The 12748-nt window shown below is 71.6% G+C and carries 6 protein-coding genes; 5 read left to right on the top strand and 1 reads right to left on the bottom strand.

Features of this window, described 5'->3' with window-relative positions; all coding sequences use genetic code 11:
* The 3 genes from O7629_RS12605 to O7629_RS12595 all read left to right on the top strand — a co-directional run bounded on the left by O7629_RS12605 (position 1) and on the right by O7629_RS12595 (position 9586).
* Complete coding sequence (locus O7629_RS12605) at positions 1–3369, top strand: S8 family serine peptidase (protein ID WP_278169366.1); 3369 nt, start codon at positions 1–3, stop codon at positions 3367–3369.
* A gap of 223 nt (positions 3370–3592) precedes the next feature.
* On the top strand, positions 3593–8365 hold the full coding sequence (pglW, locus tag O7629_RS12600; protein WP_278169365.1) for a BREX system serine/threonine kinase PglW: 4773 nt from the start codon (positions 3593–3595) through the stop codon (positions 8363–8365).
* 204 nt (positions 8366–8569) lie between these two features.
* Positions 8570–9586, top strand: a complete 1017-nt coding sequence (locus O7629_RS12595) for a DUF559 domain-containing protein (RefSeq protein ID WP_278169364.1) — start codon at positions 8570–8572, stop codon at positions 9584–9586.
* Positions 9587–9616: 30 nt separating this feature from the next.
* On the opposite strand, the gene O7629_RS12590 is transcribed toward O7629_RS12595, so the two are convergent.
* Positions 9617–10351 (bottom strand): hypothetical protein, encoded by a 735-nt coding sequence (locus tag O7629_RS12590; RefSeq protein ID WP_278169363.1) that lies wholly within the window; start codon positions 10349–10351, stop codon positions 9617–9619.
* 283 nt (positions 10352–10634) lie between these two features.
* Between O7629_RS12590 and O7629_RS12585 the strand changes: the two genes are divergently transcribed.
* Both O7629_RS12585 and O7629_RS12580 read left to right on the top strand, forming a co-directional pair.
* Positions 10635–11549 (top strand): hypothetical protein, encoded by a 915-nt coding sequence (locus O7629_RS12585; protein WP_278169362.1) that lies wholly within the window; start codon positions 10635–10637, stop codon positions 11547–11549.
* A 95-nt stretch (positions 11550–11644) separates the two neighbouring features.
* Positions 11645–12658 carry a hypothetical protein gene (locus O7629_RS12580; protein WP_278169361.1) on the top strand — a complete coding sequence of 338 codons (1014 nt, stop codon included), beginning with the start codon at positions 11645–11647 and terminating at the stop codon, positions 12656–12658.
* Positions 12659–12748 lie beyond the last annotated feature (90 nt).

Here is a 12748-nt window from a genome sequence, read left to right as displayed (position 1 = left end):
GTGACACGTTCGAAAAGACTCGCGGCGGCCGGCCTGGCCGCCGTACTCGTGATCGGGCCGGGGCAACCCGGCCGGGCCGCGCCGACCGACGGTGCGAGCGCCGGTCGGACATCCGTCGGACAGCAGCCGGCCGGGCAACGCACCACGGTCACCCTCATCACCGGCGACCAGGTCACCGTCACCGGTAACGGTGCTGCGGCACTGCGCCCGGGCGAGGGCCGCGACGGCATGCAGTTCCGCACCTACCGCATCGACGGTGACCTGCACGTCGTCCCGAGTGACGCCGCTGAGCTGGTCCAACGCGGCACGCTGGACAGTCGGCTGTTCAACGTCACCAAGTTGATCGAGTGGGGCTACCACGATGCCGCACGGAACAACCTGCCGCTGATCGTCACCGCCGCGCCGGGAGACACCGCCACCCGTAGCGTCGCGGCACTCGCGGCCGACGGTCTCGACGTCCAACGTGACCTGCCGGCGATCGACGGTGCGGCGGTGACCGCCGACAAGTCCACCATTACCGACCTGTGGTCCACGGTGTCCGGCGGCCCGGCCGCCCGGGGCGCCGACACCGGCGTCGAGCGGATCTGGCTGGACGGCAAACGGCAGATGCTGCTGGACCGCAGCGTCGCGCAGATCGGCGCGCCCGCCGCCCACCAGGCCGGATTCACCGGCGCCGGCGTCACCGTCGGTGTGATGGACAGCGGCGTCGATACCGGACACCCCGACCTGACCGACGTCGTCATCGAGACGCGTAACTTCACCGACGCGCCGGAGGAGGGCGACACCACCGGCCACGGCACCCACGTCGCCTCAATCATCGCCGGCAGCGGTGCCGCCTCCGGTGGTAAGTACCAGGGCGTCGCCCCGGACGCGAAGATCATCTCCGCGAAGGTCTGCCCGGCCGCCTGGTGCGACGACTCGGCGATGATCGACGCGATGCACTGGTTCGCCGTGGACAAGCAGGTCCCGGTGGTCAACATCAGCATCGGTGGTGGCGACGGACCCGAGATCGACCCTCTCGAGGAGGCGGTCAACACCCTCACCGAGCAGACCGGCACCCTGTTCGTCATCGCCGCCGGCAACTCCGGCGCCGAGCGTACCGTCGGCTCACCCGGCAGCGCCGACGCGGCGCTGACCGTCGGCGCGGTCGACCGCGACGGTACGCTGGCCGACTTCTCCAGCCGCGGCCCCCGGGTCGGCGACGACGCCGTCAAACCCGACATCACCGCACCCGGTGTCGACATCGTCGCCGCCCGCGCCGAGGGCACCACCCTCGACATTCCGATCGACGAACACTACGTCTCCGCGCCGGGCACGTCGATGTCCGCGCCGCACGTCACCGGCGCCGTCGCGCTGCTCGCCCAACAGCAGCAGGAGTGGACCGCGGATCAGTTCAAGTCCACTTTGATGGGGTCCGCCGCGCCGCACCCCGGCACCGGCGCGTACCAGCAGGGTGCCGGCCTGGTCGACGTGGCCCGCGCCGTCACCCAGACGGTGACCGCCGCACCGGCCAGCATCTCCTACGGCCGCGCGGCCTGGCCGCACCAGGACGACGAGCCGATCACCCGGTCCGTCACCTACCGCAACACCGGCACCGAGCCGGTCACCCTCGACCTGACCTGGGAGATCACCGGACCGGCAGGTGCCTCCGTCCCGGCTGGCATGTTCACCACCAGCGCCGCTCAGGTCGAGGTGCCCGCCGGGGGTACGGCCAGCGTCGACGCCACCGCCGACACCAGGGTCGACGCCGCCGACGGCTATTACAGCGGCCAACTGGTCGCCACCGCCGGGCAGACCCGCGTCGTCACGCCCGTCGGGGTGCACCGCGAGGTCGAGAGCTACGACGTGACCCTGTCGCACATCGGCGCCGACGGCGATCCGTCGGAGTCGTACTGGACCGTGCTGGCCGGCCTGAACCTCCCGTACTTCGACTACCCGTACGACGAGGACGGCACCGTCGTCACGCGGCTGCCCAAGGGTGCGTACGGCCTGTTCGCCGCCATCGACGCATTCGATACGGAGGGCCGGCAGACCGGCAGCGCGATCCTTGCCCAGCCCCGGATAATCGTCACCGGGGAAACCACGGTCACCCTGGACGCCCGGCAGGCCGCACCGGTGCAGGCCACCGTGCCGCAACCGGCTGCCCGAGCGGCGATCGTCGACGTCACGGTCGGCTTCGACACCGTCGACGGCCCGGTGGGCATCGGCTCCGCGTACCCCGGATTCGACGGGTTGTCGACCAGGCAGATCGGCGGCGACGAGCCGGCACCTGGGTTCAGCTCCGCCATCTCCCACCAGTGGTTCAAGCCGGACCCCGACGGCGGGTACGCGAACAGCCCGTTCGCGTACGCGCTGAGCGAGGTCTTCGACGGCCGGCTGCCGACCGGTTACCAGCGCGACTACGCCACCGACGACCTGGCCCGGGTCCGGCAGGACTTCCGGGGCACCCCGACCGGTGACGTCTCTGACCGGCTGCTCGTCGCCGAGTTCGACGACCCGGCGCTGGGCGCGCTCAGCGAGGTCACCGTGGTGCCCGTCCCCGGTGAACGGATCGAATGGTTCAGCACCGACCAGGTGGCCTGGTTCTCCGACCTGTACTTCTCCAACCACCTCGGCGAGGACGGTTGGCTGGAACCGGTGTCGTTCCTGTTCGACCCGGCCCGCGCGTACGCCCCCGAGGGCCGGCACACCGACACCTGGAACCTGCCGCCGTTCGGTCCGGCCATGCCGGCGACGACCGTACCGCGCGGCTGGGTCAGCCGGATCGGCGACGAGATCGTGGCGGAGGTCCCGCTGTTCGGCGACGCCGCCGGGCACGCCGGCGACTCGCAGACAGTCACCGCACGCACCGCCCTCTACCGCGACGGCGAACTCGTAGACGAGTGGGAGGTCGGCGGGTTCGGCTACTTCGTCGTCCCGCCCGGTCAGGCCGGCTACCGGCTGGAGACCTCCGCCACCCGCGACGCCGGTGATCTGGCCACCGAGGTCGACATGGCCTGGACCTTCCAGTCCGGGCGGGTCAACGGCGACGAGTGGCGCCGGCTGCCGGTGATGGTGGCCCGCCCCGCGCCGCCGGTCGACGAGGCCGGCACCGCCCCGGCCGGAGAGCAGGTCGACATCCCGGTGACGGTCCGCCGGCAGACCGGCGTCACGGTCAATCTGGACGCGCTGTCGGTCGACGTCTCCTACGACGGCGGCACCACCTGGCTGCCGGCCCCGGTCCGTGCCGACGGCCGCAACTGGGTGGCCACGGTGCAGCACCCCGACAGCGACGGGTACGTGTCGCTGCGGTTCGGTGCCGAGGACCGCCAGGGCAACACGTTCACCCAGACGGTGCTCCACGCCTACCGGCTGGCCGCCGCCGACTGACGTCACGCACTCCCCGAAGGGCCTTGGTGGCCGTGACCCGGTACCCGGGTCACGGCCACCAAGGCCCGCGTCGCCTCTAGCCACCCCCAGCTCGTTGATCGACTTCGCCTGGTCGACTCGACACGCCGACACCTCGTCAGATCACCCGCATCCGATCATGACCAACCCGGCCAGCGGGGACGGCCTGCCGCCTCAGGTTGCCCCGGCCCATAGGATCGCAGGCATGCAGGAGGGCCGGTGGACGTCGATCACGCCGTCGCAGTTCGCACACGAACGCGAAGCGCTGGCACACCTGCAGGAGCTGCTGCCCGACACCGAGCCGTTCCGGGCCTGGTCCAACCTCACCTTCACCGCCGACACCGGGCATCCGTACGAGGTCGACCTGCTGGTCGCCACGCCCGGCGGGCTGCACCTGATCGAGATCAAGAGCTTCACCGGCCGGCTGATCTCCAGCGGGTCCAACTGGATTCACCAGCAGTCCGGTGGCGGTGTGCACACCCTCGACAACCCGCTGCACCTGGCCGACGCTAAGGCGAAACGCCTCAAATCACTCCTGCAGGCGGCTGCGGCGGCCAGCGGCGGCGGGCGCGGCAACCGGATCCGGGTGCCGTTCATCCAGGCGGCGGTCTTCCTCAGCAAACCTGGCCTGAAGGTGGCCCTGTCCGACCACCACCGGCACAACGTGTACGGCCCACAGCCGCCCGCCGACCGGGAGACCGCTGGCCGCGAGCCTGCCGTTGGTGGCGGCAGCAGCGGCGACCTGCCGCCGATCGGCACCGGCCTGCTACTACGTCCACCCACCGATGAACGCCACCGGGTCACCCCGGAGCTGTCCCGCGCCCTGCCGGGCCTGCTGGAGAAGGTCGGCATCGCCCGTAGCCGCCGGCACCTGCAGATCGGCTCCTGGGAGTTGCAGCCCCGCCCGTTCGACGTCGGGCCCACCTGGCAGGACCACCACGCCACCCACCGGGAACTGCCCCGGGAGCGCCGCCGGGTGCGGATCTACCTGGTGGAACGCAACGCGGTGCAGGCACAGCGGGCCAGCATCGAGCGGGCCGCCCGCCGGGAGATGCGGGTGCTGCACGGCATCAGCCACCCCAACATCGTCCAGGTCGACGCGATGGAGCCGCACGAGGCCGGCCCGGCGCTGGTGTTCCGCCACGACCCTCGCTGGCTGCGGCTGGACCACTACCTCGCGCAGTACGGCGACCGGCTCGAACCGGCCAGTCGGGTCACCATGATCCGGCAACTGGCTGAGACCCTGGCGTACGCCCACGGCCGGCACCTGCACCACCGGGCGTTGTCGGCGCGCAGCATCTTCGTCACCCCGGCACCGGGCCGGCGGCGCGGCAACGACGAGGTCGGCTGGCTCTATCCGCAGCTGCTGGTCAGCGACTGGCAGGCGGCGACCCGGGCCGCCGACGGCGCGGGCAGCGCCACGGTCGGCACCGCCGGCACCGGATCCGACGAGCCGATCCTCGCCTCCAGCCACGCCGCCGACCATCTGGAACGCTCCGCCGAGGCGTACCTCGCCCCCGAGTTGAGCTCCCCGGCGCCGGACCCGGTGGCGATGGACGTCTTCGGGCTCGGCGCGGTGGCGTACCTGATCCTGACCGGGCAGCCGCCGGCCGGCAAACGCACCGAACTGCTCGCCCGGCTCGCCAAGGAGAACGGGCTGCGGGCGTCGGCGGTGACCGACACCGCCTCGCAGTTCGCCGACGAGCTGATCCAGGCGGCGACCGCACCGGTGCCGACCCAGCGGCTGACCACGGTCGCCGAGTTCGTGGAGATGCTGGAGGTGGTCGAGGACGAGCTGACCGCCCCACCATCGCCGCCGGCGGTCACCTCGACGACGGCGCCTGCGGACACCACGGACCGGGCGACCGGCTCTGCGACGGATCCCGTGACCGGCGCCGCGCCGGATCCGAGCCGACCGGAACCGGAGCTGGTCCAGGAGCTGGTCCAGGTCGATCCGCTGGAGGCGCGGCCGGGCGACACCGTCGGCGAGTGGACGATCACCAAGCGGCTCGGCACCGGGTCGACCTGCCGGGCCTTCCTGGCCCACAACGACCGGACCGGCCGTGACGAGGTGCTCAAGGTCGGTCTCTCCGACGAGAAGGCAACCCGACTGGCCCGCGAGGCCGAGGTGCTCGGGCCGCTGACCGACTCCCGGGTGATCCGGCTGGCCCGACCCGATCCGCTGCAGATCGGCAACCGTACGCTGATCGTGCTCGAACACGCCGGCGAGCGGACCCTGGCCCGGCAGCTGCGCGACGAGGGCCGGCTCACCGTCGACGAGTTGGAAAACTACAGCGACTACCTGTTCGGCGCGCTGGACTACCTCGAAGGCGAAGGCGTCTACCACCGCGACATCAAGCCGGACAACATCGCCATCCGCATTCGTACCAACCGCACCCGGCAGCTGGTGCTGTTCGACTTCTCGTTGGCCGCCGTGTCGGTCAAGGAGATCACCGCCGGTACGCCGCGCTACCTCGACCCGTTCCTCGGCACTGCCGAGCGGCCGGTGTTCGACCGGTCGGCCGAGTGGTACGCCCTGGCGGTCACCCTGCACGAGATGGCCTCCGGTGAGCTGCCGGTCTGGGGTGACGGGGCCACCGAGCCGCAGTTGACCGACGGCCCGCCGCTGCTGGCGGCCGAGGCGTTCGACCCGGCGATCCGTGACGGCCTGATCGCCTTCTTCGAGGAGGCGCTGCACCGCGACGCGCGTCGCCGGTTCGGCTCGCTCAAGGACATGCGCGACGCCTGGCAGCGGCTGTTCCGCCAATCCGACGCGAGCGCCCCGGCCGGCACCGACCATCCGGAGCCGCTCGACGACGAGATCGACGCCGACGCCGCCGCGGCGGCCCGCGACGAGGCGGCGACCCGGGCGACCCGGGCGACGGCGTTGGAGTCCGCCGGGCTGACTCCCCGGGCGATCTCCGCCGCCCATCGGCTGGACGCCAACACCGTCGGTGACCTGCTCACGGTGGCGCCCCGGCTGGCACACCTGCGCGGGCTCGGTGCCCGTACCCGCCAGGAGCTGCAGCGCCGGGTGAAGGAGTGGCGGGCCCGGCTCGGCGAACGGGAGCCGGTGGCGGCCAGCCAGGCGGAACGCCGCGCCGCCTCCGCCGAAGCGACCCCGGTCGCTGCTGGCGCCGAAGGCGACGTGGAGCTGCTGCGGGTCGGCCTCGACGCAGTCGCCGCGCTGCTGGTGCCCGCGCCGAACACCCGTAACCCGACCGAGGCGCAGGCCACCCGGCTGCTGCTGGCCCTGCCCGATGCCCGTGGCGTGCTGCCGGACCTGCCGCCGTGGCCCCGGCAGCCACTGGTCGCCAAGGCGGTCTCGGTCACCCCGGGCCGGATCGCGCAGATCCTCGGCAAGCAGCGTCGCCGGTGGCGCGGCCTGCCGGTGGTACGCAGTCTGCGTACCCAGGTGATCGGGTTGCTGGCCGACAGCGGCCGGGTGATGTCGGTCGACGAGTTGGCGGCCGCGTTGCTGGCCAGCCGGGGTTCGGTGCGCACCGGCGAGCAGGTGCGGATGGCGGTGGCCCGGGCGGCGGTGCGGGCGGCGATCGAGATCGACGCGTTGGAGGAGGATCAGCGGCTGCTGCTGCGCCGGCACAGCGACACCCACCCCGGGTCGGCCGGCGACGGCGGCACCGCCGCAGGTCCGCAGCCCACGGTACGGGAGCCGGTGGCGGACCGGTTGCTGGTGGCGTTGGAAGCCGGTGACGACGACCCGCCGGACACTCCGACCGCCCCGGCGCTGCTGGACTACGCCGACGCGCTCGGTCGGGCCGCTGACCGGCTCGCCGACAGTGAGGTGCTGCCCAGCCCGGCGACGGTGCTGCGTACCCTCGCCGGGGTGAGCGCCCCGGGCGGCGCGGCCGAGGTGGTCGACGAACGCCGCCGGGTGACCCTGGCCGCCGCCGCCGCCCAGCGGGCGGCGGCCAACGCCCGGCTGGAGATCTACCCGAAGGATCTGTCGCCGGTGCGGGCGTTGCGGCTGTCGCAGGCCGGTGTGCTGCCGGCGGCCGGCCCGGGCCAGCCGACCGCGTCGAGGACCGCACCGTCCACGCCGTCGACTGACGGGTCGGGCGCGACGTCAGGTGTCCCCGGTGCGGTGCACCGGCAGGCGACGCTGACCGCCGAGCAGATCGCCGCCCGGGTCCGTGGCCGGTTCCCGGAGCTGGACCCCCTGCCGCCACCGGCGCAACTGGACAAACTGCTCGCCCAGGCCGGCTTCGACCTGCGGATGGTCGGCGACGTGTGGGTGGCCCCGCCCCGTCCACTGTCGTCGTCGATGTCGATCATCCGGCGTCGGTCGTCGGCGTCGACGCCGACGACGTCCTGGCTGGCCGACTCACCGGAGTTGGCGGCGGCGCTGCGTGCCGAGGAGCGGCTGTCCGCCCCCGGTGACGGTTTCCGGGCGTTGACGGTGCGGCTGAGCCGCTACCCGGCCGCCGCCGACGAGCTGGTCCGCCGCTTCGGTGCCCGGCCGGTGAGTGTGGCCGACCGGTTCCTGCGGCACCTGCGGGCCCTGGTCGACTCGCGTCCGAAGCCGACCTGGGCCACGGTGCTCGGCGCGGACCTGGCCGAGCCGGGTTCGCGGGCGGCACTGAAGTTCGGCGAGTACGTCGACGAGGCGTGGCAGCGGGCCCTGCCCGAACTGCTGGCCGAGCTGGGCGCGACGACCCCACCGGCTGACCCCGGCTCACCCGCTGTGTCCGGCGCATCCGCTGCACCCGGCGGGTCCGCTGGGCCGCTGCTGCTGCACGACGCGGCACCGTTGGCCCGCTGGCGGTCGATGCCCCGGCTGGACACCCTCGCGGAGGCGGCCCGCTCCGGTGCGGGCACCCTGTGGCTGCTCTGCCCGGCCGAGGATCCGCAGGCGCTGCCGAAACTCGACGGTGAGGTGGTGCGGGTCAGCGAGAACGAGTGGATTCCGCTGCCGGACGCATGGGTGGCCAACGCCCACCGCAGCGTGGCGGCCTGACCCGCCCTGCCTCGTGACGCCTCCTCCTGCCTCGTTTCGCCTCGCGTCGCTCGTGATCCACCTCGCCTGGTCGACTCGCCACGCCGACACCCCGTCAGATCACCAGCATCCGATCGCCGCAACCCCGTCCACAGCCGCCCGGTTGTCCACAGACCACCCTGGTGACGGCAGCGCCAGCGCGGCTGGGCGGGCACCCTCGGCGGCATGGACCCGCAGCTGCGTACCCTGCTCGACCGCAACCACGGCGTACTCTGCCGGCGCGACGCCGCCGAAGTGGTCCCGTCCTGGGCGATCGACGTGGCCCGCCGCGAAGGGCGGGTGCGCCGAATCCTGCCCGGCGTGTACGCCGACACCACGCTGCTCGCCACCGCCACCGGCACCGGCACCGGTGCCGGTGGCGTGGTCGGTGTCGGCACCGTTGACGTGACCGGCACCGGCGACCCCGGCCGGTATCCGGCCGCCGGGCTGGGCGGGCTCGACCCGGCACGGGCCCGGCGGGCGGCGCTGGGCTACGCCGACGGGCGGGGCGCGTTCAGCCACCTGACCGCGCTGCACCTGTGGGGGCTGTGGCAGCCGACCGCTGGCGAGCCGGTGCACCTGACGGTCCCGGCGACGGTACGGCTGAGCAGCCACCCCGGGCTGGTGGTGCACCACGTACGCGGGTTCAGCCTCGACGCGCCGGACACGCTGACCCGCCACGGGGTGCCGGTGACCCGGCTGGACCGGGCCCTGGTCGACTCGTGGCCGCTGCTGCCGGCCGGCGAGCGGCGCGGCCCGGTGATCCAGGCGGTGGCGGGGCGGCACAGCACCCCGGGGCGCATCGGCGCGGCGCTGGCCGGCGCGCCGAAGCTGCCCGGCCGGGCGCAGCTACGGGAGCTGCTGGGCAAGCTGGCGGCCGGCTGCCACAGCCCGTTGGAGATCTGGGGTCACGACCACGTCTTCACCGGTGCCCGGATGCCGCCGCTGCGCCGGCAGGTGCGGGTCAGCGACGGGCGGCGCACCTGCTACCTCGACGTGTACGCCGAGGCGCAACGGGTCGCGTTCGAGCTGGACGGCGCGAGCGTGCACGGCGCGCCCGGTCAGCGGGAGGTGGATCTGCGTCGGGACGCCTGGCTGGCCACGCTGGGCATCCAGGTGGTGCGGTTCAGCCACCGGCGGCTGGTGCACGACACCGCCGAGGTGCGCCGGGAGATCCTCGCCGTGCTGGCCGCCCGCCGCTGACCGGCCACCCCGGTCAGCCGGCCCGCGTCACTAGTGGTCTTCGAGCAGCGCGTACGCCTGCGTCGGGGTGAAGCCCTCACTGATCAGCGTGGTGACCGGGTCGGCGACGTCACCACGGAACGTCCGGTCGCGGCCCAACGGGTCGAGCGTGTAGACGTGCACCTGGGTGCCTTCGCCGACCAGGCAGTCATTGTCGTGACAGGAGACCCAGTCGGGGAAGAAGAACTCCGAGCCGAAGTAGGCCCAGAGCTTCGGCGGCCCGTCGTTGGCGTCGGTCGGCCAGCCGAGCACCGGATCCTCGGTGGGGCTGGGTGCCGGGGTCGGCGACGGAGTCGGGGTGGGCGTCGGTGTCGGTGCGGGTGACCCGGTGGGCGTCGGGGTCGGCGACGGCGTGGTTGACCAGATGGGCGTCGGTGACTCCTCGTCCTCGGGGCGGAGCTGGCCACTCGCCGAGGGCAGCCACACCACCAGCGCGACGGGCAGCACCAGCACCAGGATCAGCAGGGACCACGGCAGCGGTACGACCGCCCGGCCCTGCCGGACCTGTGTCTGCTGCGCCGCGTACCACCCCCAGGCCGCAACGGGGGCGAGGACCGCGGAGATCGGACCGATGATGGCCACCCCGTCGACGCCGCCAGCGGCGAAGCCGATGAGTGTGCCCGCCGCGATCACGATGGGCACGATGACACCGAACACCTCGGGCAGCGACGGCAGGCCGCCCGGTGCCGGTGGAGGGGTGCCCGACCCGCTGTCAACATGCCCCATGATCACTTCCTGTGTCCGGCCCGTCGCAGATCATTGTGGCCGAGTCGCTGGCGCGCTCCGCGCTCAGGGGCAGCCCGGCACCACCGTGGCCCAGCACTGCGGCTCAACTTGTGATCCACTACCGCGGAACCACCGTTGATCCACTTCGCCTGGTCGACCCGCCACGCCGGCACCCCCTCCGATCACCCGCATCCGATCGTGAAGACTCCGCGTCTATCGTGGTCACCACTGGCGACGAACAACAGACCAGGAGTGCCGAGTGCCGTCAGCGGGTGACACCAGCATGAACGCCTCAGCGGATGGGCAGGGGCAGGTGTTTCAGGCTGGGCGGGACATCGTGATCTCCGGTCAGCCGCACGCAAATGTCCGCAAGCTGACGGTGCTGAACGTCGCGGCGGCGGCGCAGGTCCTGACCGAGATGGCGGCCAGTGCCGAGACCCGTGACGAGGCTGTGGTGATTGTCGCCGACATGGATTCGGAGGTGGCGGCGAGTCGACTCGGTGCAATGCAGCCAGAGTGGGCCGCGCAGATCCTGGCCCGGATGGACCACCAGTTGGTCCTCCAGCGGTTCACGAAGATCCCGAATGGCGCGGGTGCAGCCATCCTGAGGTGCATGCCGGTCTGGTCCGCAGCCATGCTCGCCGCCGAGCTTCCGCCGGAACGCACGGTGCAGCAGCTGGCCAGGATGGAACCAGAAGAGGTGACGGCGATCCTGGCCCAGATGCCGGATTCACTGGTAGCAGAGCTACTGATCGAGTTCCCTGCACGGCTTGAGATCAATTGGTCTTTTCCGGTCCTGATGGCGCTTATTCCGTTTACGATTGCGCACGGCGCATACTGGTTGGCGTGGCTGTCGAGTGCCGAAGCCGCGCGGGTGGTGGCTGCTGCATCTGCCGAGGCGACGGTCGTGGCATTCGCCAACATGTCAAGCGAAGCACTCACCGCGCGCAGTGGCTCGCTGCTGTCTAAGGTGGATGAGGATTACCTGAGAACGGTGTTCACTCTCCTCAAGCCGGTCTGGCGGGCTGGCACGCTGCTGAACGGTCTGACGGATGATCGGGTGGCCGCTGCCCTCGCGGGCGTGCCGGAGACGCGGTGCGCCGTGCTGCTCGCTCAGGTTCCCGAGGAACGGGCCGCCGAGATCGTGCGGCAGATGCCGGAGGCGAAGCAGCAGGTCGTCAAGCCTCACCTGTGGTAGGCGGCGCGTTGGTGACGCTGGTGTCTATGGTGGTCACCACCAGCGACCGATGATTGGGCGGGAGGGTCGACGTGCCGTCAGCCGGTGACACCAGCATGAACGCCTCGGCGGATGGGCAGGGGCAGGTGTTTCAGGCTGGGCGGGACATCGTGATCTCCGGTGAGCCGCACGCGAACGCCCGCAAGCTGACGGTGCTGAACGTCGCGGCGGCGGCGCAGGTCCTGACCGAGATGGCGGCCAGTGCCGACACCCGTGACGAGGCAGTGGTGATCGTCGCCGACATGGACCCGGAGGTAGCCCGCCTCCGTCTGCAGGCGATGCCACCGGAGTCGGCCGGGCAGATTCTGGCCCGGATGGACCACCAGTTGGCCTACGAACGACTGGTAAGGATTCCCGATACCCAGGCCGCCGCCATCCTGAGCCATATGCCTGCCGAACCGGCCGCCGAGCTGGTAGTACAGCACTCGCAGGAGTCGAAGCTGCGGCTGCTGTCGGAGATGGAGCCCCAAAGGACAGCCCAGATCCTCATGACTTTCGCGGATGTAGCTGCTGCGAGACTTGCAGTGGATTTGTCGCGCAGAGGCACGGGGCGTTGGAATGCGGCGGCTATGTTCGCGGCGATCCCCGCAGATCGATTGATTCGGTTCATGGTTGAGCTAGAGTTCAGCTCGTGGGTGGAGCTGTTGGAGGCCATGTCGGCCGAGACCGTCGAGAACCTGATCTCTTTTTTTCCTTCATCGTATGCTGCTAAGTGGCTGACCGCGATCTCGGCGGGTAAAGCCGCGCGGGTTATTGCCGTATCAGACTTATCAAACTTCAGCGAATTGCTCGGCGGGATGTCCGATGATGTGCTGGTCGAGCGGGCTTCGGATCTACTGGCAGAAGTAGAAGACATAAGTCTCACCAGGCTGTTTCGTCGAATGCCGGCACGGCGGGCGTGTCACGTGGTGGCCGGGCTGCCGGCCGACCGGGCGGCCCACGCCCTTATGGGCTTGTGGGAAGGGCGGATTGCGGTATTGCTCGCCCTGGTCACGCAGGAGCATGCCGAGTCGATTTTGCAACAGATTCCGGGGGAGAAGCGCCGACGGGTGGAGGAGCTTCTGGCGTGAGTCGGTGCTGTGCCGTCGAGGGATGGCCGGTTGTTGGGGGTGTCGCCACCCGGCTGGGCGGTGCCGGGTGGGGTGGCGGGGGCACTAGAG

This window comes from Solwaraspora sp. WMMD792 (genome assembly GCF_029626105.1).
In the GTDB taxonomy this organism is placed as follows: Bacteria; Actinomycetota; Actinomycetes; order Mycobacteriales; family Micromonosporaceae; genus Micromonospora_E.
This window is presented reverse-complemented; position numbering and strand designations above follow the sequence as displayed.

Excerpts from the sequence above, each read along its gene's own strand:
- pglW (WP_278169365.1), top strand. The coding sequence starts at position 3,593 with ATGCAGGAGGGCCGGTGGACGTCGATCACGCCGTCGCAGTTCGCACAC.
- O7629_RS12595 (WP_278169364.1), top strand. The coding sequence starts at position 8,570 with ATGGACCCGCAGCTGCGTACCCTGCTCGACCGCAACCACGGCGTACTC.
- O7629_RS12590 (WP_278169363.1), bottom strand. The coding sequence starts at position 10,351 with ATGGGGCATGTTGACAGCGGGTCGGGCACCCCTCCACCGGCACCGGGC.
- O7629_RS12585 (WP_278169362.1), top strand. The coding sequence starts at position 10,635 with ATGAACGCCTCAGCGGATGGGCAGGGGCAGGTGTTTCAGGCTGGGCGG.
- O7629_RS12580 (WP_278169361.1), top strand. The coding sequence starts at position 11,645 with ATGAACGCCTCGGCGGATGGGCAGGGGCAGGTGTTTCAGGCTGGGCGG.